Below are 20,533 nucleotides of genomic sequence, written 5' to 3'. Positions count from 1 at the left end.
ACAGCAAAGGAACTCCCATGGCCCAAGACCTTTCCGATCTGACGCAGGCGCTTTTACAGGCGGCCAAAGCCGCAGGCGCGGACGCCGCCGATGCGATGGCGATTGATGGCACGTCGGTGTCGATCAATGTCCGGCAAGGTGCACTTGAACATGCGGAACGATCTGAGGGTGTGGACATTGGCCTCAGGGTGTTGATCGGGCGACGTCAGGCCAGTGTGTCAGCCTCTGATACGCGCCCGGAGACGCTTGTGACCATGGCAGAACGGGCGGTCAAAATGGCCCGCCTCGCCCCCGAAGACCCCACCGCAGGCCTAGCCGATCCGTCGCAAATCACCGACCTTACCGATGCCTCCGCATTGGAGCTTTATGATCCATCTGACGACCCAAATCCCGAACAATTGAAAGACGATGCCCTGCGCGCCGAGGCCGCGGCGCTGGCCGTCGAGGGCATTACCCAAATTGACGCCGCCGCCGCAGCCTACGGCAAGCGCCGCATCCATATGGCCGCGACCAACGGGTTTAGCGGCGGCTATAGCCGCACGGATCGGATGATTTCCTGTGTCGCCATTGCCGGGACAGGCACCGGGATGGAGCGCGATTATTGCGGCGAGGGTCGGATTTTTGGCGCGGACCTGCCCAGCCCCGAAGAGATCGGACGGATTGCGGCAGAGCGCACTTTGGACCGGATGGGGCCGCGCAAGCCGAAAACCGGTGCCTACCCCGTGCTCTATGATGAACGCGTCGCCGCTTCGCTGATCGGGCATCTTTTGTCCGCGATCAATGGCAGTTCGGTGGCGCGCGGCTCAAGCTGGCTGCGCGATGCGATGGGCGAATATGTTTTGCCGCCCACGCTCTCGGTGATCGAAGACCCACATCGGGCGCGCACCTCGGCCTCCCGCCTGTTTGATGCTGAAGGTTTGGCCACACAAAAGCGCGCCTTGGTGGAAAACGGGCGCTTGGCGTCCTGGATTTTGGACTTGGCAACAGCACGCAAACTGGGCTTGGAAAGCACCGGCAACGCGGCGCGTGGCGTGTCCTCGGTCCCGTCGCCATCGCCCTCCAACATCGCCCTGACCCAAGGCAGCCAAAGCCGCGCCGATTTGATCCGCGACATGGGCACCGGGCTTTTGGTCACCAATATGATCGGTTCTTCGATCAACCCGACCACGGGCGATTATTCGCGCGGGGCCAGTGGGTTTTGGGTTGAGAACGGCGAGATTGCCTATCCGGTCAACGAATGCACCATCGCCGGAAACCTGCGCGAGATGTTGGGCACATTGATCCCGGCCAATGACGCGCGCCTGCATCTGAGCCGCGTCGTGCCGTCGCTTTTGGTGGAAGGGATGACACTTGCTGGCGATTGACGACCTTGAACTTTTGATCGAGGCGGCGCGCAATGCGGGAGAGATCGCCCGGCCCTATTGGAAGGCCAACCCCGAGGTTTGGGACAAGGGCGACGGGCAAGGTCCGGTGACCGAGGCCGATTTGGCCGTGGACCGGATGTTGCATGAGTATCTGTTGTCTGAGCGCCCCGACTATGGCTGGTTGTCCGAGGAAACGGTGGACACCACCTCGGAACGTCTTGGCAAGGAACGGGTGTTCATTGTCGATCCGATTGATGGCACCCGCAGTTTCATTCATGGCGATGACAATTGGGCGCATTCTTTGGCGATTGCCGAAGAGGGGGAGGTCATTGCCGCGGCGGTCTATTTGCCGCTGCGCGACCGTCTTTTCACCGCGATCAAGGGCGATGGTGCTTGGCTCAATGACGAACCTCTGCGCACGGGCCAGCGTTGTGATCTGGACGGTGCGCGGGTTTTGGCCACGGGGCAACACCTCAGGGACGAACACTGGATCGGCGGCGCACCAAAGTTTGTTCACAAATTCCGCCCCTCCTTGGCCTATCGCCTCTCCCTGGTGGCACAGGGTCGATATGATGCGATGTTTTCACTCAGAGGCACATGGGAATGGGACGTGGCGGCGGGCAGTTTGATCGTGTCCGAGGCTGGCGGGCAAGTCACCGACCAGCGCGGCAAAACTCCCCTGTTCAATCAACCTACGCCGAAACTCGATGGGATTGTGGCGGGCTGTCCGGCCTTGGCCAATGGCATTCTTTCCCGCCTGAAATAGACCCAAACTTGGCTTAAAGCGGTTCACGACAAACATGGCTCGCGTGTTTGTCCCGAAACGCCTTATTTATACTCTTCCATATCCTCCGCTACGGCGCGGGTCATCGACGCGATGATGTCGGGATCGGCGGCATGGACACGCGACCAATTCGGGATGAACGGCGTTTCCATTGGATTATCGAGAAACACGTTGCCTGCATGAATGATGTTGTTGGCGAAAAGCTCGACCGCTTTCTCTTCGATATGGCGATCCACATGCAGCCCGTTCATCCGCGCATCGTTGAAATAGGTCTCGATCAGATCAAGCGCGCCGCGATAATAGGTGGCCTTGATCGAGCGAAAGATTTCCTCTGAGAACACCGTGCCATCGGCGGCGAGTTTGCGGTAAAGCGCCTTGCAAATATCGACGGACATCCGCGACAATCCGTTTTGAGCATCCTCTTCACTCAGATCCTGATGTTTGTGATCATAGCGATCGGAGATTTCGACCTGACAGACGGCACGCGGGCTGAGATTGCGCCAGGCTTCGGACAACAGCCCGATCTCAAGCCCCCAATCCGACGGGATACGCATATCCGGCAAAATAGACGTGCGCATGGCAAATTCGCCCGCCAGTGGGTAGCGGAAATCGGCGAGGAAATCGAGATACTCGCGGGGGCCGAGCACCTTGGCCAAAGCATGGATCATCGGCGTGACCAAAAGGCGAGTGACGCGACCATTGAGTTTGCCATCGGCAACACGCGGGTAGAAACCCTTGGACATTTGATAGGGGAAGGTCGGATTGACCACCGGATAGACCAGCCGCGCCAACATTTCCGCCGTATAGGTCACAACATCGCAATCATGTACCGCGATCACGGCACTGTCGGCCCGCGCGATGGTGTAGCCAAGGCAAAACCACACATTGCGCCCTTTGCCAGGTTCGGACGGGGAGAGATCAAGCGCCTGAAGCCGCGCATCGACGGCAGACAAACGCGGGCCATCATTCCACAGCACCACATGATCGGCTTTGAGTTTGGCAAAGAACTGGCGGGCGTAGCGGTATTGCTCTTCGGTGGCGCGATCCAACCCGATCACGATGCGGTGGATGAAATCGACCTTGTTGAGCTCGTCGATGATGTTGGGAAGCGCGTCGCCTTCGAGTTCAGAAAACAGGGACGGTAGGATGAGGGTGATCTTGCGTGAGGTGGCAAACGCATTGAGTTCGCGGTTGAGGTCTTCTGCGGTGTTCAGCCGGAGATTGTGAAGCGTTGCGACACGCCCGCCCTGATGAAAATCAGCCATCTGTCATCCTCTCTCTGTGTAGAGCTGTGCGATGCGATCCAGCACCGCAGTGTTCCAGCCTTTTGGACCCGGTTCTACCGTCCGTGTAATCCGACCCGTGGCCTCGCCCTCAAGCGCTGGTAGACCCGGCCCGTGTGAATTCATCACGACAACGCCGTGATCCGCGGCACGGATCATTTCAACGTCATTGGGCGCATCCCCCAACGCCATGGTGACGGGTTTCGGGTCAAACCGCGCCACAATCTCGGCCATGCGGTCGGCTTTGATCGCCCCCATTGAGAGGGTAAGATACCGCCCACCTTGCCGGGCAAAGATGCCGTTTTGCGCCAGATTTGTCTCGAATATGGCGCGCTGCTCCGGCGTTCCCCGCCAGAGCCCCGGTTCAGAAAAATGTCGTCGCGCGGCGGATTTGGCCTGATCCAAAGACAGGCCCGTCTGCTGTGCAAGTTCGTGTATTGTCCAGTCGGAAAAGCCCGTGAAACACCGACGCAAATCGGGGTCGAGATCGGAAAGTGCCGCGCAAATCGCACTATGTGCGCTTCGATCCGCTGTCGCGTCACCGCCCGGTTCCAACACGCCCGCGCCGTTTTCGACAATGGCTGGCGCGTCTTCGAACCCCAGATTAGAACGCAAGTCAGCTATTTCAGCGGCGGTTTTGGAACTGGCCAAAACAAGCGGAATCCCCAGAGCGCGCATCTGATCCAAGGCAGGACGGGCCAGATCCCATGAATAGCTCTCATGATCCAGCAAAGTGCCATCAAGATCGGAAAACACGATCAGACGCGGGGCAATCTTTGGGTCTTTCAACATACTTCCATCATGGCACCCAGCCCGCAGAAGGGGAACAGAAGCCCCGCTACAATATCCAAATTGGCGATCCCGCGCCTAAGATTTGGGCAATACTTCTGCGCCGCTTGACCCTCCCCGCCATTGGGCTAGGGTGCGGCCAAGCAAAACGGAGAGAGACCATGGTTCAAAGACTTCATCTTGTGTTCGGCGGCGAGCTTGTCGATCCGTCAAAAACGGTCTTCCGCAATGTCGATGATATTCACATCGTCGGAATTTTTCCAAATTACGAAACCGCGCATAACGCCTGGAAATCCGAAGCGCAGCGCACCGTAGACAACGCGCATATGCGGTATTTCATTGCCCATCTACATCGTCTGCGTGACGAAGACGTCGTGGCTTCGGCCACGGAAGAACTCGGAGAGTGAGGTTCAGGCCGCATGGCCAAAGCCCTTTCCTTTCTCCTTTACAGGACCCTGATGGGGCGATCCGAACGCCGGATCACCGAACGTTTGTCGCGACTTCAAGCAACAAATGTTCTGTCAGAAACTGATTTTAATCAAAGACTTGCACACAATCTACCGCCGCGTGCCAAGGGGGAACTGGTTTGGCTCCATGCCGGCACCCAAGCGGCTCTGCGTCCTGCCATGGAACTCTATGCCCGCTTGGCCGAAGACCGCCCGGACACCGCCAGCTTGATCACCTTGGGCGCCGACGTGACGCCACCGACCGGGTCGCTCCCGGACGGGTGTACGATCACCGCGGCACCCGAAGAAGGCGCGGGCATCATTCGCCGGTTCATGACCCATTGGGACCCGGATTGTTTGATTTGGATCGGGGGCAAGTTCAGGCCCGCTTTGATCCAAGCGGCACAAGAAAGAGGCGTCGAGTGCCTGTCCATCGACGCCGTCAAAAGCACACCCACTCTAGAAATTCACCAACACGTCCCCGGTTTACGCGGGGCTGTGCTGTCCTGTTTTGACCATGTCATCACGGCCAACGCTGCGGCCACGCTTGCTTGGCGACGAGCCGGGGTTGACCCCGATCAAATCGAAGCGCTGGGTCTGCTTGAAGAAGGCGGAATTGCACCCTCTTATGATGAGGCCGAATTGACCCGGCGTGTGGCCGAAATCGGCACCCGCTCTGTGTGGTTTGCCGCACATGTAGACGCCGCAGAAATGGGCGAAGTGATCCGGGCACACAAGCGGGCGTTGCGACGCGCGCACAGACTTTTACTCATCCTGTCTTTGTCCGATTCCGCCAGCGAAACACAGGTCATTGCGCAGTTGGAAAAGGCCGGCCTCACCGTATGTCTCCTCACCCCAGAGAAAGCGATCTCCGAAATCGCGCAAGTCATCATCGTGCCCCACTCCAGTGGCGGAATTTGGTATCGCACCGCCCCGGTCAGTTTTCTTGGACAGTCTCTCACACAACGGGGCGGGATTGACCCCTATGGCGCGGCCGCTATGGGATCTGCCATTCTCCATGGACCCTATGTAAGTCACTTCAAAGCTGCCTATGACACCCTATCTACCGGCAAAGCCGCCCGTAAAGTTCGCGACGGCTACGCTTTGGGCGAAGAGGTCGAGCGGCTTTTGTCGCCTGATCAGGCCGCGTTAATGGCGCAAGCGGCATGGGATGTGGCGTCCTCTGGCGCCGAAGTTACGGATCGCGTGGCGGATTTGGTTCAGGATTTTCTCGATCTGCGCGAAAGGATCAGCGCATGAAACCGCCATTGTTTTGGTCCAACCCGCAAAATACTCCCGGATGGCAAGCGCTGCTTTTGGCCCCCCTTTCCGCGCTTTACGCCCGTGCGACGGCGCTGCGGGTGGCACAATCCGGCTATCGTGCGCGCATTCCTGTGATCTGCGTTGGCAATATCAACGCAGGCGGCACGGGCAAAACCCCAACCACTATCGCGCTCGTGCAACGGCTGATCGCGCGCGGGTATGCACCTCATGTGGTGTCACGTGGATATGGTGGCAAACTGGAGGGGCCGGTGCGCGTGGACGAACGTAAACACCGTGCCGATGATGTAGGTGATGAGCCGCTTTTGAGTGCCGCTTTCACCTCAACTTGGGTTGCGAAAGATCGCGCCGCAGGCGTCCAAGCCGCTGAGGCTGCGGGGGCGAATGTGGTAATTTTGGACGACGGGATGCAAAACCCGTCGGTGAAAAAAGACATGACCTTGATCGTGGTCGATGCCTGGCGTGGATTTGGCAATGGTCGCGTGATTCCAGGTGGTCCGTTGCGAGAACCCGTTGCTGCCGGGATGGCGCGAGGGGATGTTTTGATTTCCATCGGCGACACCCGCGCACAGGACCGGTTTTCAAGCGATTGGGCTGGATCAGTGTCGATTCCACGCGCTTTGGCGCAACTCGTCCCCCTGCCGACCGGCATGGACTGGCAGGGCCTGCGCGCCTTGGCCTTTGCGGGCATTGGCCATCCCGAAAAGTTCTTTCAAACCCTGCGGGAGTTGGGCGTGGATCTGTTGCGGGCTGAGGCGCTGAAAGACCATCAACCGCTGTCACTGGCACTGATGAAACGGCTTGAGGTTGAGGCGCTGGCCTTGAATGCGCAACTTGTGACCACAGAAAAAGACGCGGTGCGTTTGCCCCGCGCCTTTCGGTTGAAAGTGGTCACTTTGCCTGTGCGATTGGAGCTTGCGGACTGGGCAGAGATTGACGGGCATTTGTCCCGTCTGGGGCTGGATTAGACGATTATTCGGCCAGCTTTGCGTCCAGAATCTCCTTGAGATCGGCATAGCTCATGTTGCTGTGCTTCACCCCATCAATCACCAAGCTCGGCGTTGCGTCGATATCGTATTCGGCCATTTCTTTGGTGAATTTGGCAAAAAGCTTTTCGGCCATTTCGCCGTCATTGAGACAGGCATCAAGGTCCTCGTCGGTTAGCCCCGCGCGCTTGCCGATTTTGCGCAGGTTCTCAACGATTTCCATCGTGTCTTTGCCGCCCGCAATCCAATCCTTTTGCTCATCGTAAAGGATTTTCTGAACGCCAAAATATCGCATTTCCCCGCCACACCGCGCCACCATGGACGCCCACAGGCCGAATTTGTCGAAATAGACTTCGCGGTAGGTGAAACGCACCTTGCCGGTGTCGATGTAGTCTTTTTTCAAAGGCTCAAACACAGCCTTATGAAAATTGGCGCAATGCGGGCAAGTGTAGGACGCGTATTCGATCATCTCAATCGGCGCATCAGAACTGCCAATCACCAAATCAGAGATGGCCGAGGTATCGACCTCTGCCACGTCCTGAGCGTTGGCCGGCGTCACAACGAAATTCGTCACCGAAGAGGATGGTTTCAACAAGAAAGCCCCTCCAACACCGAGGGCCGCCATGGCGGTCGTGATCATAAAAATGCGTCGGTTCATTTGTCTTCCTTCGTTTGCGTGCTTTGGCGGCTCAAGAATGTGCTCGCGAATTTCTCCAAGGCGCGACGCAGACCGGCGTCTTGCGCACCCTCTGACATGGATTTGGCCTCTTCCGCCGCATCCTCTGTGATCACCAGTCGATGATCCTGTTTCGGCATCGAAAAGGCCACACGCCCTTCCGAAAATCCCGTAGGCGCGGTTTGCGTCACATGAATGCGGCTGATCGCGTTGTAGCCATAGACCGCATTCACCCGTTCGCGAATTTTCGGCACTTCGGACTGAACCATCGGCGCAAAGGCCCCTGTGGTCAAAAGCGTAAGCGTCGCGCCAAATCCGCCTTTGGCGTAAGACACTTTGATCGGGCGAGACATACCGGCGGTTTGTGCCCCCACGATGTCTTCCCAATGGGTCAAAAGCCGGGTCTCAGAAAACCCACGCGCTTCCGTTGCCTCGCGAATCCTCGATTGCAACAGACCAGAGGTTCTCTCGAACCCCCGTTTGCGTCGTTTTGCACGTGTCTGAACGTCTGCCATGGTTTCCCGACTGGTCTATCTGATTGTCTGCCCTATTGTAGAGCCACAGACGAAACGCGCCACAACAAACCCGATGACACGAGCTAAAGATTGCGTGACGGAATGAAACAACTGGAAATGGCCGACACGCTTTTGGATTGGTATGATCGCCATGCACGCGACTTGCCGTGGCGCGTCTCCCCGCAGGATCGTAAAGCTGGCATCAGCCCCGATCCGTACCAGATCTGGATGTCTGAAATCATGTTGCAACAAACGACGGTTGCGGCGGTGAAATCCTATTTTGAACGGTTTACTGCGCTTTGGCCGACGGTCACAGCGCTTGCCAATGCCGAAGATGAACGGGTCTTGGGCGAATGGGCCGGGCTTGGATATTATGCCCGTGCGCGCAACCTTTTGAAATGTGCGCGGGTCATTCGCGATGAGCATGGCGGGGTGTTTCCCAAAACCCGAGAGGGCCTTTTATCTCTGCCGGGCGTTGGACCCTACACGGCGGCTGCGATTGCGTCGATCGCTTTTGACCTGCCGGAAACAGTGGTGGACGGCAATGTGGAGCGGGTCACATCGCGGCTGTTTCGCCTCGAAACACCCCTGCCCGCCGCGAAACCGGAACTGACCGCTTTGGCACAAACGCTGACCCCAAATGAGCGTCCGGGCGATTATGCTCAGGCAATCATGGACCTTGGCGCGACGATCTGTTCACCGAAATCTCCGGCCTGTGGGATTTGCCCTTGGATGGCGTTTTGTGCGGCGTGCAAAGTCGGAGATCAGGCTCGATTCCCTCTGAAAACTCCGAAAAAGCCCAAACCCACGCGCCATGGACATGCCTATGTCGCGCGCACGACGCGTGGCGAATGGGTGTTGGAAACACGGCCTGAAAAGGGGCTGTTGGGCGGCATGTTGGGCTGGCCGGGCACTGATTGGCGCGAGGCGCATCCAAAGGCCGCGCCATTTGAGGGCGCCTGGATAGAGGTGGGTGAGGTGCGTCACACCTTTACCCATTTCCACCTGATTCTCACCGTTCATCGCGCGGATCAGGTCGAGGGCGCGCTGGAGGTCTATGCGCTCAGAGGCCAAAACGCCTTTCGCGCCTCGGATTTACCGACCGTGATGCGAAAGGCATTTGACCTCGCTCATTCTACATTTACCACTGACCCTGTAGCGTCTGATGCAAATCAGGAAGCCTAAAAGATGAATTTAAGTGAAATCAGCACCCGCAACGCCCTGCCCTTTTGGCTTTCACTTGGGGTTGTGCCCCTGCTTTGGCTGAGCGCTTTTGTCGGTGGCTGGACCTTGGTTCTGGTGCCGCTTTGCGCATGGTATTTGATCGGCGCATTGGATGCGGTTCTGGGGCTCAACACCGCCAATCCAGACCCGAACACAGCCGAAAGTGAACTGTTTTGGTATCGGTTGATCACGATGATCTGGTTTCCGATTCAGTTCGCGAACATCTTTGGGCTGATCTGGTTTGTCACCCACACCGCTCATCTTTCAACCTTTGAAACCATCGTGTTGTTCTTTGGCCTTGGCGTCTCTTCTGGCTCCATCGGCATTGTCTATGCACATGAGTTGTTTCACCAAAGGAACACGCTGGAGCGCTGGCTGGGGGATTTGCTGCTGTCGAGTGTGCTCTATTCGCATTTCCGCACCGAGCATCTTTTGGTGCATCACAAACATGTCGGCACTCGCCGCGATGCGGTCACGGCGCTGTATAATGAAGGGTTCCATCACTATTTCGCACGGGTGATCCATGAATGCCCGCGCTCGGCATGGGCGGCGGAAAAGGCATTGTTGGCGCGCAAAGGACTGTCACCATGGCATCCGCGCAACCCGCATTTCCGCTATTGGACACTTCAGATCATCATGCTGATCCTCGCGGTTTTGATTGGCGGCGTGCCCGGACTTTTCCTGTTCATGTGGCAGGCGCTTGTGGCGATTTGGCAGTTGGAATTGACCAATTATGTTGAACATTACGGGCTGACCCGTCGGCATCTTGGGGATGGTAAATACGAACATGTCATGCCGCATCACAGTTGGAACGCCGCACATATGGCGACGAATTGGCTGTTGATCAATCTGCAACGCCATTCGGATCACCATTACAAACCGGATCGCCGATTTCCGCTTTTGCAGAACTACGACGAGGATGAGGCGCCGCAATTGCCCTATGGCTATACGCTGATGGGGGTTGCCGCGGTGATCCCGCCCGTGTGGCGACGCATGATGAACCCAAAGGTCAAAGCCTGGCGCAAACGCTATTATCCCGACCTTACGACCTTTGAGGATTGGGAACCTTATAAAGACGGCACCAACCCGCTTCCACGTCTCTAAAACATAAAAAGGGCCCCGTCACGCAGACGGGGCCAAGGTGGTGCCGCGATGTCAGGCCGCAGGCACCAGGCGGTAACTTTTGAATTTTGGGATGAGAGACTTACTGCATCTCCGCGCGGATTTGTTGGCGCAATACGTCGATAGGGACGTTTTTGCCATCGCGCTTAAAGGTCCAGTAGGTCCAACCATTGCAGCTTGGCGCGCCTTCAAGATGCGCCCCCACTTGGTGGATCGAGCCTTTGACGTCATTGGACACCAAGGTGCCATCGGCACGCACTTTCGCCTTTTTGCGACCGTTCATGGAATACAATTCCTCCCCCGGACGCAACATGCCACGTTCGACCAACTGGCCAAACGGCACACGCGGCTCGGCGCGTTTTGAGGTGGAGACATGCAACGCGTCTTTGTCAAATTTACGCACGGCGGCGATGCGTTTTTCAGCAACTTTGCGGTATTTTTCTTCGCGCTCAATACCGATGAATTCCCGGCCCAGCATTTTGGCCACGGCCCCGGTCGTCCCGGTGCCAAAGAACGGATCAAGCACCACATCGCCTGGATTGGTCGTGCCGACCAAAATGCGATGCAACAGGCTTTCGGGTTTTTGCGTCGGATGGGCTTTGTCGCCATCCTCATTCTTCAAGCGCTCGCCGCCGTTGCAAATCGGCAGCACCCAATCGGAACGCATTTGAATCCCCTCATTCAGGGATTTCAGCGCCTCGTAATTGAACGTGTATTTGGCGGCTTCGTTTTTCGACGCCCAGATCAGCGTCTCATGGGCATTGGTAAAGCGTTTGCCCCGGAAATTCGGCATCGGGTTCGACTTGCGCCATACCACATCATTGAGAATCCAAAACCCAAGGTTCTGCAACTCAGCGCCCATACGGTACACATTGTGATACGAGCCAATCGCCCAGATCGCACCGTTCGGTTTCAACAACCGACGCGCGGCTTTGAGCCATTCGCGGGTAAAATCGTCATAGACTTTGAAACTGTCGAATTGATCCCAAGCATCATCCACCGCATCCACTTTGGAATTGTCCGGACGGTGAAGGTCGCCGCGAAGCTGTAGATTGTACGGCGGATCGGCAAAAATAAGATCGACGGAGCCTTCGGGAAGACTGTTCATGACATCAATACTGTCGCCAGCCAAAATTTGGTTAAGCGGGAGCGATGCCGCACTCGAGCGGGTTTTGGTTTTCATTTTCTGCCTCATATGCGCCCCTGAGGGACGTCAATTACGCACCATTTTTGGCGTCGTTTTATGAGGACAAAGATGAGTCATTGCTGATTCGCAGTCAATTTCTTTTTCGAATCAGATACTTAGGTTTTTCCTTGATACAAGATGTTGTGTATAGGTTTGAACGAACGTCTATGGTGAGGGGTCACACCAAGATTTTGGAGCCCCTCCAAATGCGCTTTGGTGCCATATCCGGCGTTTTTCTCCCATGCATAACCGGGATGCTGTTGCGCTAAATCCACCATCAATTTGTCGCGCCAGGTTTTCGCCACAATTGAAGCCGCAGAAATCGACACCGAACGCGCATCGCCTTTGATGATCGCCTCAGCATCAAGACCGAAAGCCGCGGGAATTTTATTTCCATCGACCAGCACATAATCAGCGCGGATTTTAAGGCCAGCCACAGCGCGTTCCATCGCCCGCAAAGAGGCTTGGAGAATATTGATCTCGTCGATCTCCTCCACCGAACAGGAGGCAATGGACACATCGGCCACTGCGAGAATTTCGTCATAAAGCGCCTCGCGGCGTTTGGCGCTTAGGACTTTGGAATCATTGAGACCCGTGGGAATGCACGCGGGATCAAGCCAGACCGCAGCGGCCACAACAGGCCCGGCCAAAGGGCCACGCCCCACCTCATCCACACCGACAATGCGCGTATACCCACGCAAGCCGGCGGCCTCTTCAAACGTGTAATCAGGAACAGTTTTTGTCATACTCTTGTGAAGCCGATGCCCGCCCGGCACGCAAGGTAAAAAGACGGGTGGAACGCATGAACCACCCGCCAAGTGACGCGGCCCATCGGGACGAAAAACCGCGTATTCTGATTGGATCGACTTACCAGTGGTCGTTGCCTTTGCCATGGCCGTGGTCCCCGCGAGAACCCGCCACCCGGAACCCGAAGTTGCTCAGACACCCGACATCATAGGCATCAACCCGGCCGCGTTTGGTCGAAACCCGCGTTTCACAGGCACGCGGCAGCGGCGCTCGGGCCTTGCGGTTTTGATCCACACAGCGCTCAAGGGCGACAAGACGTGTCCGGTTTTCGCGACCATATTTGTACTGGTGACCATCACGCGAGGAGGCAACGCTGAGAACACACTTGTTTGGAATGAGGAAAGCATCGCCCCGATTTCCATCACGCCAGATGTCCGGATTACCGCGCGAGGTTTCGACGGCCACTTTGTTGTCACCTTTGTTGTCGATGGCTTTGCCGATCACAAACAACGTCAAAAGCCCCCCCAGAGCCATGGCAACATCTTGATCAGAGGCCCGTGCGGGAACGGCGGCGATTCCGGCAGTGCCGATTGAGAGTGCCAACAGCCCGGCGGTGAATTTCGTGAGTTTCATCGGTCGTCCTTTCAAATCCTGTTGCCCGTTCATGGCCAATGTGGCCGGGGCGGGAGAGGTGATGGGACAGAGATGCCGGGAATGGCGAACATCGCTCAATATCAGTCAAATGTCATTGGATAGCGCAGGCGTCTTCGGGCTTTGATATTGAATAACACCGCCCTTTCACCCAAGGTCGCAGGCATGAAAGTGAGAGCCATGAAACCACATCTCCTCCCAGCCCTTGCCCTCGTGCTTGCCCTCCTGCCGGGGCTGGCACAGGCTGCCTGTTACGCCAGCTATAAAGCCAAACAGGACAATCCGCTTAAGCTGCATTTCGGCGTGGCCGAACTCAGCGATGCGCAATGTTCCAAAGACGCCGCCGCCAAGGCGCTCCAACCCCGTTTGGCAAAAGACGGCTGGATTCTTCTGACGATCGTCGCGATGATCCCAGAGGATAAACTTGGCGAGGTGAAAGACAGTGCTGGCAACTATTTCCTCCGATACTGACAGTCGCAAGGTCTCGCGCGTTGTCATCTTTGGCATGGGGGCAATTGTCGCCATCCTGTTGATTGCCGCTGTGTTTTTGTTCCTGAACCTGCCGGACGCCAATGCGTTCAATGCGCGGGTCGAACAGATTTTCGTTGAGAACGACCTGACCTCAGTGGCCGAGATCAAACTGTTGGAAATCCTCGCCCAGTCGGGCACGTCCTTTTCCGACACGTTGACCTCCTACCGGATGGTGATCTTTGTGCTGTTGATCTTTGCCACCGCCTTGCTCATCGCGGCTTTGGTGTTTTTGGTCACGATCATCGCGCTGAACCGCCGCATGTCTGAGATTGAAAAACGCGGGATTGAAGTGTCGTCCCTGATGATTTCGCGAGCTGAGCACACGGTCTATCTTAACAATATGGAATTCAAATTGACGCCTGCGGCGATTGAGACCCTCTCGGTTTTGGCCGAAGCGCGCCTTGATGATGAGGTGATGTCGGGGGCGGAAATCGAAGGTGTGATCTCGGGCCGTCCCTCTGCCGATTGCGACGAGGCGGCGGGGGCAACGCGGATCAAACGGCTGCGAGACACGTTGGGCAACCAAATGGTCAGCGAACTTTTGGTCAAAAATATCGCGCGCAAAGGCTACATGCTGAGCTGTCCGCCCGATGTGATCAAGATGGTTTAGCGCGCGGCTTTGACCGGGGTGAAACAGGCCTCCAAACCCTCAAAACTGGCCTGAACGCCATTGGGTTCTGACTGCGCCAAAAAGTGATCCAAATGCGGCCAGGTCTCGATTGATTCATCAATCATCGGATCGGTGCCTGAGGTGTATAGCCCCGCCTGAATCATCATTTCAGATCGATCAAACACCCCCAAAAGACGCCGCGCCCGCGCAATCAACTCATTCTCCTTGTCTGAGGCGGCATGAGGCAGCGCGCGCGACACGGAGCGCAAAAGATCAATCGCCGGGAATCGCCCGCGTTCAGCAATTTGGCGATCCAGAACAATGTGACCGTCCAAAACCCCACGCAAAATGTCGGCAATCGGTTCCTCCATATCGGATCCGGCCACAAGCACGGAAAACACCGCCGTAATATCGCCCGCGTCGCCGATCCCCGGCCCTGCGCGCTCACACAGCGAAGTAATCAGATGCGACGTGGAGGGGGGAAACCCCCTGAGCGAGCTGGATTCTCCCGTGGCCAGTGCCACTTCGCGATGCGATTCCGCAAATCGGGTGACAGAATCGGCCAGAAACAGAACCTGTTTGCCTTTGTCGCGAAAATGTTCCGCCACCGACATGGCGGTCCAGGCACACCGCCGCCGCACCATCGGCGATTGGTCCGACGTCGCGGCGACAATCACCGAGCGTTTCATCCCCGCAGGTCCGAGAACCCGGTCAATAAATTCGCGCACCTCGCGCCCGCGCTCGCCGACCATGGCGATGACGACCACATCGGCCTCAAGTCCGGTGGCAAGTTTAGCCAAAAGCGTGGATTTCCCCACACCCGAGCCGGCAAAAAGACCGATGCGTTGCCCGCGCACAATCGGCAAGAGCGTGTTGAACACGGCCAAACCCGTTTCCAAACGTTTGCCCAAGGCACGCCTTTCCGTTGGATTCATCGGTTTCCCACGCAGGGCGCGCGGTTTGTTGCCCTGTAAAATAGGTTTGCCATCAAGAGGTTGGCCAAAGGGATCTATCACCCGGCCAATCCACATATCATCCGGGGAAATATGGTTTTTACCGATATGGGCCACGGGATCACCAATCGACAAACCATCTGGTCCGCCATCCGGCAGGACCGTCACGCTCGTTTTGTCGAGCTGAAGGACTTCGCCGCGACGAATCTGTGTCCCGTGTCCAATCTCGACCAGATCGCCCAGCGCCGCAATGTCACTGAGGCCCGATACGGTCAAAACCCCGCGCGACACTTCGATAACCCTCCCAACGGAGTGAACCGGTTTCACCGATGCAATCTCCGAGAGAAGCATTTCAAACCCAATACTGTTCATGGCGCCCTCCGTGTTCTGAAACCCTTTCTAAAGGAATCAAGGTTAAGCCTTGGTTGAGATAACTCGGAGGAGAAGCCCCGATGTTCGAGAATTTGGATATTTTCAAGATGGCAAGCGGGTTGGCCCGTCACGCCGTCACACGTCAAGAAGCCGTCGCGAAAAACATCGCGAACGCCGATACCCCCGGGTATCGGGCCCAAGATGTTGCGTCTTTTGAAGAGGCCTATGAGGGCAACCAAGCCGGGACGGCCATGCGTACGACGCGTGAGGGCCATATGGTGTCTGCGTCTTCTCAGGAAACAAATGGGTTTCGGCTTTTTGATGCGCCCGGCCCAAGTTCGCCCAATGGCAACACCGTTTCGCTCGAAACCGAAATGATGAAGTCCTCTCAGGTGCGGCACGAACATGATCTGGCGCTCTCTGTCTACAAAACCTCAATGAACATTCTGCGCACCTCAATCGGGCGCAGGTAACGGAGGCCGAACATGTCAGATCTACAAAATATTCTTAATCTTTCCGCCTCCGGGATGAAGGCACAGGCCAATCGCCTCCGCCATGTGTCGGAGAACATCGCCAACGCGGACACCCCCGGATACCATAGAAAAACCGTTTCTTTCGAAGAAGTTGTCGAGCAAGGGGCTAAGACCGGCGCGGTGAACACCGGGGATGTTCAGCTTGATCAAACCGAGCTGACCCGCGTCTACGACCCCGGCCATCCGATGGCTGGTGAAGATGGATTTTATGACGGCTCCAATGTCGAGCTGATGATCGAAATTGCGGACGCCCGTGAGGCACAACGCAGCTATGAGGCGAACCTTAAGATGTTCGATCAGGCCCGACAAATGTCGTCGTCACTACTTGAACTGCTGCGCCGGTAGAACGCCGCGCACAACCTTAGGAGACCAGAATGGACATCCGCTCAGCATTTGCCGCCCAAGGCTACGCCTCGACACGCCCAGCCACCGCACCAAAACCGGGGGTCGAAGGGCAATCCACCCAAAACGCCTTTGGTCAGGCGGCCGCCAGTTTTGCCGACACCTTACGCCAAGGCGACGAGGTGGCTCAGGCGGCGATGTCTGGCAAAGCCGACAGTCAATCTTTGGTTCAGGCGCTGGCTCAGACAGAACTGGCGGTCGAGGCCGCCGTGACCGTGCGCGATAAGGTCGTTGAGGCCTATCAAGAAATCCTGCGGATGCCGGTGTAAGTCATGGATGAGATGGTCTTTTATGACACGCTGCGACAGGCGCTTTGGATTGCGGTGATCATTTCAACGCCAATTCTTGTCGTCGCCTTGGTGGCGGGTCTGGTCGTTGGTCTGTTTCAGGCCCTGACCAGCATTCAGGAAATGACCCTCACCTTTGTGCCAAAACTGGTCGCCATTCTCGTCGTCTTTTGGATGTCGATGGGCTTCATGACCGAAGCCCTCACCAGTTTTTTCCACGACCGCATCATCCCGTTGATCGGAGGCCTGTAATGGATAGCGCAGGATATACATCCCTGACTCGCATGGTTGGTTTGAACCGCGAAATGCAGGCGATTGCGAATAACATCGCCAACGTGTCCACCACCGGGTTTCGCAAAGAGGGGCTTATCTTTTCCGAATATATTTCCGATCTGGAACAGGGAGAAGACAGCCTGTCGATGGCAGAGGGCAATGTGCGTCTGACCAATGACAGTCAGGGGCCCTTGACCCCCACCGGCGGGGCCTATGATTTTGCCATCGAAGGTGATGGTTTTTTCATGATCGACACCCCCGATGGTCAGGCCCTCACGCGCGCTGGGGCGTTTACCACCAATGATCAGGGCGAATTGACCACCCATGATGGCTATCGCTTGCTCGACAATGGCGGCGCGGCAATTTTCATTCCGCCGGATGCCGGTACGGTTGCGGTGTCCTCGGACGGTACGCTCTCCGCTGATGGTCTGCCGCTGTCGCAAATCGGCCTCTACATGCCAGAAGACCCCAACACGCTGACGCGCACAAACGGCGTTCGGTTCATGACCACCGGCCCGATCATTCCGCAAGAAAATGCGGTCATTCTACAGGGTTACGTCGAAAACTCGAACGTCAATGCGATCACAGAGGTCGCGCGGATGATTGAGGTCCAACACGCCTACACCATGGGTCAAAAATTTATGGAGCAAGAGCATGAACGGATCCAATCCGTCATCTCGACGCTCGGTCGTTAAGGAAGGAGCCAGACATGCGTGCTCTCAAAATTGCAGCCACGGGGATGAGCGCCCAGCAGATGCGGGTGGAAACCATTTCGCAGAACCTCGCGAACATGAACACCACGGGTTACAACGCCCGGCGTGCCGAATTCGCCGATCTACATTACCAACAAATGGCCCGCCCCGGCACAATCAACTCCGCCGATGGCACAATCCTGCCCACCGGGGTCCAACTTGGCCTTGGTGTGCGGCCTTCTTCGGTGACGGTGCAATTGGCCCAGGGGTCGTTGTCGCAGACCGGCGGCGATCTTGATCTGGCCATCGAAGGGCAAGGCTATATCGAAGTCACCCTGCCCTCTGGCCAATCCGCCTATACCCGTGACGGCGCGCTCAAACGCTCTGCCGATGGGTTGATCGTGAATTCAGACGGCTATGAGGTGGTGCCAGGCATCACCATCCCGGACGATGCGCGCTCCATTTCGATCAACGCCGAGGGCGAGGTCTACGCCTATTTCAACGACGTGATTGATCCGCAACTTCTGGGGCAATTCTCCCTTGCGGGCTTTACCAATGCCAAAGGGCTTGAGGCCATTGGGTCCAACCTCTTTCTCGAAACAACCGCCTCAGGCCCGGCACTTGTCGCATCGCCGGGTGTGAACGGGCTAGGCACTTTGCGCCAAGGTTATCTTGAGGACAGTTCCGTCGATGCCGTCCGTGAAGTCACCGAGCTGATCGAAGCCCAGCGCGGCTATGAATTGAACGCCAAGGTCATCACCGCCGCCGACCAGATGCTCTCTGCGACGACGCAAATCCGATGATCAAACGCCTCCTCATACCCCTCACCTTGTCAATCTTGACAACGCCGAGCGCCGCCGACACCGTGGTTGCCACCCGCACCATCCGGGCGCAAACGTTGCTATTGCCGGACGATCTGACCGTGATCGAAGGCGATGTCCCGGGCGCCATTACTGCGATCGAAGACGCCGTAGGTCTGGAAGCGCATGTGATGCTTTACACTGGGCGCCCGATTGCTGCTTCTGACATCGGGCCGGCGGCCATCATCGAGCGCAATCAAATTGTCTCGCTCGTCTATAGCCGTGGCGGTCTCTCCATCTATGCGGATGCCCGTGCCCTTGGTCGTGCTGGCCCCGGCGACATGCTCCGCGTCATGAACCTTTCCTCCAAAACCACCGTCTCAGGCGTTGTTGCGCCGGATGGCACCGTCCGCGTCGGCGGGTCCATCTCTCAATAATCAGGATTTTCACATGCGTATGTCCCGTATCCTTCCCACAGTTTTGACCCTCACCGCCTGCAGCAATCTCGGAGAGGTCGGCCGGCTTCCCTCGTTTTCCCCCGTTGAAACCTCCGCCGAAACGTCCGCGATGCTCAATCCGCCCCTACCGGAAAAAGTCGAGATCCGCAGCCCGTCGGATGCCGCATCGCTTTGGAATGCCTCCCGTGGCTCACTTTTGGGAGATCGCCGCGCAATTGAACGCGGCGACATTATGACCGTGGTGGTTGAGATCGACGACAGTGCCGAGATGTCAAACACCAGCAATCGGGGGCGTTCCGGCTCTGAATCCATGGGGGTTCCTTCTCTTTTTGGCATCCCCGAACGCATCAATTCACAATTGCCCGATGGCGCGACAATGGGGTCCGCCGTCTCAACCAATTCCACCTCCGCCTCTTCGGGCAATGGCAGCGTCAAGCGCAATGAGAAGCTCAAACTTCTTGTTGCAGCGACGATTGTCGATGTGTTGCCCAATGGCGTTTTGCACATCAAAGGTTCGCAAGAAGTGCGTGTGAATTTTGAAATTCGTGAGCTTTTGGTCGAAGCTATGTGCGTCCCGAAGACATCACGCGCCAAAACGAAATCACCTATGACAAAATCGCCTCTGCCCGCATTTCTTATGGCGGTCGGGGCCAAATCTCTCAGGTGCAACAACCCCGCTATGGGCAACAAATTGCGGACATCGTTTTGCCGTTCTAAAGGAGAGCCCCGTGATCAAAAAACTACTCCCCATTCTGCTGGCTCTCGTTGGGCTTGGCGCGGGTGTTGGCGGCGGGCTGATGCTACGCCCGGACCCGGAAATTGTTGCCATTGATCCTTGTGGCGACACTGAGGCCGCCGCACTCCATGACGCAGAGCATGGTGGTGACGAAGAGGTGCCCCCTGAAAACACTGCATTTGAGTATGTGAAACTGAACAACCAATTCGTGATCCCCGATCTTGACGGAGGGCGTGTGACTGCGATGGTTGTGCTCTCGCTAAGCCTTGAGGCCACAACGGGCAGTCGCGAAGCGATCTATGCCCGCGAACCCAAATTGCGTGATGCGTTCCTTCAAGTGCTGTTTGATCATGCCAATACGGGTGGATTTAAAGGCGCGTTTACCGACAGCAGCACGATGAACGCCCTGCGGCGCGCTTTGGTTGAAGTGGCTCAAAAAACCATTGGGCCGCAGATCAACGATGTTTTGGTGATCGATATTGTACGCCAAGACATTGGCTAAACACGCAGGTTGGCGTCACGTCTTTCCGGCGTGACGCTCGGTGAGCCGATCCAGGGCATCCTTTTTACCGAAAGCTGTCCGCGTTTTTCCAAGCTGAGTCTCACGCCGTTCGGCAATTTGCGCCAAGTCCCTCAAGGCTTGGCGCTTTTCCTTTTCAGCCCACCGATACCAGGCAGAATCGGCCCCCATCAGGCTCGCCATGTCAAACCCCTCAGACGTTCCAACATGGTGAACGCGCTGCGCACGGGCCGCTGCGATCTCTCGCAACTTCGCCTTCGGCCCCTCTTCTTCGCGCTTGATCGCGGCAAGTTTGGCCAGCTCTGCAGTCAA

Annotated in this window: 26 protein-coding genes and 1 pseudogene; 18 read left to right on the top strand and 9 right to left on the bottom strand. The window is 56.9% G+C overall.

Features of this window, described 5'->3' with window-relative positions; all coding sequences use genetic code 11:
- Window positions 1–17: 17 nt before the first annotated feature.
- A complete protein-coding gene (locus C8029_RS19050) occupies window positions 18–1,364 on the top strand; it encodes a TldD/PmbA family protein (RefSeq protein WP_009570559.1) in 1,347 nt (448 codons plus the stop codon).
- Window positions 1,351–2,130 carry an inositol monophosphatase family protein gene (locus C8029_RS19045; protein ID WP_009570558.1) on the top strand — a complete coding sequence of 260 codons (780 nt, stop codon included), beginning with the start codon at window positions 1,351–1,353 and terminating at the stop codon, window positions 2,128–2,130. The genes C8029_RS19050 and C8029_RS19045 overlap by 14 nt, the downstream gene beginning before the upstream one ends.
- Before the next feature lie 62 nt (window positions 2,131–2,192).
- On the opposite strand, the gene C8029_RS19040 is transcribed toward C8029_RS19045, so the two are convergent.
- Window positions 2,193–3,413: a glycosyltransferase family protein gene (locus tag C8029_RS19040; protein WP_009570557.1), complete on the bottom strand. Its 1,221-nt coding sequence runs from the start codon at window positions 3,411–3,413 to the stop codon at window positions 2,193–2,195.
- 3 nt (window positions 3,414–3,416) lie between these two features.
- Window positions 3,417–4,223 (bottom strand): HAD-IIB family hydrolase, encoded by an 807-nt coding sequence (locus C8029_RS19035; protein ID WP_152003517.1) that lies wholly within the window; start codon window positions 4,221–4,223, stop codon window positions 3,417–3,419.
- A gap of 158 nt (window positions 4,224–4,381) precedes the next feature.
- On the opposite strand from C8029_RS19035, the gene C8029_RS19030 reads away from it, so the two are divergent.
- From C8029_RS19030 to lpxK, 3 genes are read left to right on the top strand one after another with little or no spacing between them, the layout of a single operon-like run.
- On the top strand, window positions 4,382–4,627 hold the full coding sequence (locus tag C8029_RS19030; RefSeq protein WP_009570555.1) for a DUF4170 domain-containing protein: 246 nt from the start codon (window positions 4,382–4,384) through the stop codon (window positions 4,625–4,627).
- Window positions 4,628–4,639: 12 nt separating this feature from the next.
- Window positions 4,640–5,926 (top strand): 3-deoxy-D-manno-octulosonic acid transferase, encoded by a 1,287-nt coding sequence (locus C8029_RS19025; RefSeq protein WP_152003516.1) that lies wholly within the window; start codon window positions 4,640–4,642, stop codon window positions 5,924–5,926.
- Complete coding sequence (gene lpxK, locus C8029_RS19020; protein ID WP_152003515.1) at window positions 5,923–6,915, top strand: tetraacyldisaccharide 4'-kinase; 993 nt, start codon at window positions 5,923–5,925, stop codon at window positions 6,913–6,915. Before C8029_RS19025 ends, lpxK begins: the two co-directional genes overlap by 4 nt.
- 4 nt (window positions 6,916–6,919) lie before the next feature.
- Here the strand turns inward: lpxK and C8029_RS19015 are convergent, their stop codons facing one another.
- Together C8029_RS19015 and C8029_RS19010 are read right to left on the bottom strand one after the other, a co-directional pair.
- Complete coding sequence (locus tag C8029_RS19015) at window positions 6,920–7,591, bottom strand: DsbA family protein (RefSeq protein ID WP_009570552.1); 672 nt, start codon at window positions 7,589–7,591, stop codon at window positions 6,920–6,922.
- Window positions 7,588–8,124 (bottom strand): DUF721 domain-containing protein, encoded by a 537-nt coding sequence (locus C8029_RS19010; RefSeq protein WP_040401748.1) that lies wholly within the window; start codon window positions 8,122–8,124, stop codon window positions 7,588–7,590. The genes C8029_RS19015 and C8029_RS19010 overlap by 4 nt, the downstream gene beginning before the upstream one ends.
- Before the next feature lie 102 nt (window positions 8,125–8,226).
- Here C8029_RS19010 and mutY point away from each other — a divergent pair, with 102 nt between their 5' ends.
- Together mutY and C8029_RS19000 are read left to right on the top strand one after the other, a co-directional pair.
- Window positions 8,227–9,309 (top strand): A/G-specific adenine glycosylase, encoded by a 1,083-nt coding sequence (gene mutY / locus C8029_RS19005; protein WP_009570550.1) that lies wholly within the window; start codon window positions 8,227–8,229, stop codon window positions 9,307–9,309.
- A 3-nt stretch (window positions 9,310–9,312) separates the two neighbouring features.
- Window positions 9,313–10,452, top strand: a complete 1,140-nt coding sequence (locus tag C8029_RS19000; protein WP_009570549.1) for an alkane 1-monooxygenase — start codon at window positions 9,313–9,315, stop codon at window positions 10,450–10,452.
- 100 nt (window positions 10,453–10,552) lie between these two features.
- On the opposite strand, the gene C8029_RS18995 is transcribed toward C8029_RS19000, so the two are convergent.
- From C8029_RS18995 to C8029_RS18985, 3 genes are all read right to left on the bottom strand, one after another.
- Window positions 10,553–11,653, bottom strand: coding sequence for a site-specific DNA-methyltransferase (locus C8029_RS18995; protein WP_009570548.1), 1,101 nt, complete (start codon window positions 11,651–11,653; stop codon window positions 10,553–10,555).
- A 119-nt stretch (window positions 11,654–11,772) separates the two neighbouring features.
- Window positions 11,773–12,402 (bottom strand): ribonuclease HII, encoded by a 630-nt coding sequence (gene rnhB / locus C8029_RS18990; RefSeq protein ID WP_152003514.1) that lies wholly within the window; start codon window positions 12,400–12,402, stop codon window positions 11,773–11,775.
- A 121-nt stretch (window positions 12,403–12,523) separates the two neighbouring features.
- Window positions 12,524–13,036: a hypothetical protein gene (locus tag C8029_RS18985; RefSeq protein ID WP_009570546.1), complete on the bottom strand. Its 513-nt coding sequence runs from the start codon at window positions 13,034–13,036 to the stop codon at window positions 12,524–12,526.
- A gap of 198 nt (window positions 13,037–13,234) precedes the next feature.
- On the opposite strand from C8029_RS18985, the gene C8029_RS18980 reads away from it, so the two are divergent.
- A complete protein-coding gene (locus C8029_RS18980) occupies window positions 13,235–13,525 on the top strand; it encodes a hypothetical protein (RefSeq protein WP_152003513.1) in 291 nt (96 codons plus the stop codon).
- Window positions 13,497–14,195: a winged helix-turn-helix domain-containing protein gene (locus tag C8029_RS18975; RefSeq protein WP_152003512.1), complete on the top strand. Its 699-nt coding sequence runs from the start codon at window positions 13,497–13,499 to the stop codon at window positions 14,193–14,195. Before C8029_RS18980 ends, C8029_RS18975 begins: the two co-directional genes overlap by 29 nt.
- Here the strand turns inward: C8029_RS18975 and C8029_RS18970 are convergent.
- Window positions 14,192–15,520: a FliI/YscN family ATPase gene (locus C8029_RS18970; protein ID WP_009570543.1), complete on the bottom strand. Its 1,329-nt coding sequence runs from the start codon at window positions 15,518–15,520 to the stop codon at window positions 14,192–14,194. The two genes, C8029_RS18975 and C8029_RS18970, sit on opposite strands and share 4 nt — an antisense overlap.
- Window positions 15,521–15,600: 80 nt before the next feature.
- Here C8029_RS18970 and C8029_RS18965 point away from each other — a divergent pair, with 80 nt between their 5' ends.
- The 9 genes and pseudogenes from C8029_RS18965 (at window position 15,601) to C8029_RS18925 (ending at window position 20,203) form a co-directional block, all read left to right on the top strand.
- Entirely contained in the window at window positions 15,601–15,993 is a 393-nt protein-coding gene (locus tag C8029_RS18965) for a FlgB family protein (RefSeq protein WP_009570542.1), read from the top strand.
- Between the two features lie 12 nt (window positions 15,994–16,005).
- On the top strand, window positions 16,006–16,398 hold the full coding sequence (flgC, locus tag C8029_RS18960; RefSeq protein WP_009570541.1) for a flagellar basal body rod protein FlgC: 393 nt from the start codon (window positions 16,006–16,008) through the stop codon (window positions 16,396–16,398).
- A gap of 29 nt (window positions 16,399–16,427) precedes the next feature.
- On the top strand, window positions 16,428–16,724 hold the full coding sequence (gene fliE / locus C8029_RS18955; RefSeq protein ID WP_009570540.1) for a flagellar hook-basal body complex protein FliE: 297 nt from the start codon (window positions 16,428–16,430) through the stop codon (window positions 16,722–16,724).
- Window positions 16,725–16,727: 3 nt separating this feature from the next.
- Window positions 16,728–16,994 (top strand): flagellar biosynthesis protein FliQ, encoded by a 267-nt coding sequence (fliQ, locus tag C8029_RS18950; RefSeq protein WP_009570539.1) that lies wholly within the window; start codon window positions 16,728–16,730, stop codon window positions 16,992–16,994.
- A complete protein-coding gene (locus C8029_RS18945; RefSeq protein ID WP_040401745.1) occupies window positions 16,994–17,710 on the top strand; it encodes a flagellar hook-basal body complex protein in 717 nt (238 codons plus the stop codon). The genes fliQ and C8029_RS18945 overlap by 1 nt, the downstream gene beginning before the upstream one ends.
- Before the next feature lie 14 nt (window positions 17,711–17,724).
- Window positions 17,725–18,510, top strand: coding sequence for a flagellar basal-body rod protein FlgG (gene flgG, locus C8029_RS18940; RefSeq protein ID WP_009570537.1), 786 nt, complete (start codon window positions 17,725–17,727; stop codon window positions 18,508–18,510).
- Window positions 18,507–18,944 carry a flagellar basal body P-ring formation chaperone FlgA gene (gene flgA, locus C8029_RS18935; protein ID WP_009570536.1) on the top strand — a complete coding sequence of 146 codons (438 nt, stop codon included), beginning with the start codon at window positions 18,507–18,509 and terminating at the stop codon, window positions 18,942–18,944. The genes flgG and flgA overlap by 4 nt, the downstream gene beginning before the upstream one ends.
- 19 nt (window positions 18,945–18,963) lie before the next feature.
- Window positions 18,964–19,682, top strand: a pseudogene (flgH, locus tag C8029_RS18930) (flagellar basal body L-ring protein FlgH).
- Window positions 19,683–19,693: 11 nt separating this feature from the next.
- Complete coding sequence (locus C8029_RS18925; RefSeq protein WP_009570534.1) at window positions 19,694–20,203, top strand: flagellar basal body-associated FliL family protein; 510 nt, start codon at window positions 19,694–19,696, stop codon at window positions 20,201–20,203.
- Between the two features lie 15 nt (window positions 20,204–20,218).
- On the opposite strand, the gene C8029_RS18920 is transcribed toward C8029_RS18925, so the two are convergent.
- Window positions 20,219–20,533: a hypothetical protein gene (locus tag C8029_RS18920; protein WP_193217693.1), complete on the bottom strand. Its 315-nt coding sequence runs from the start codon at window positions 20,531–20,533 to the stop codon at window positions 20,219–20,221.

This window comes from Roseobacter sp. TSBP12 (assembly GCF_009129705.1).
Classification (GTDB): domain Bacteria; phylum Pseudomonadota; class Alphaproteobacteria; order Rhodobacterales; family Rhodobacteraceae; genus Celeribacter; species Celeribacter baekdonensis_A.
Note: the sequence above shows the minus strand (reverse complement) of the source record. Positions and strands in the feature narration are given on the sequence as shown.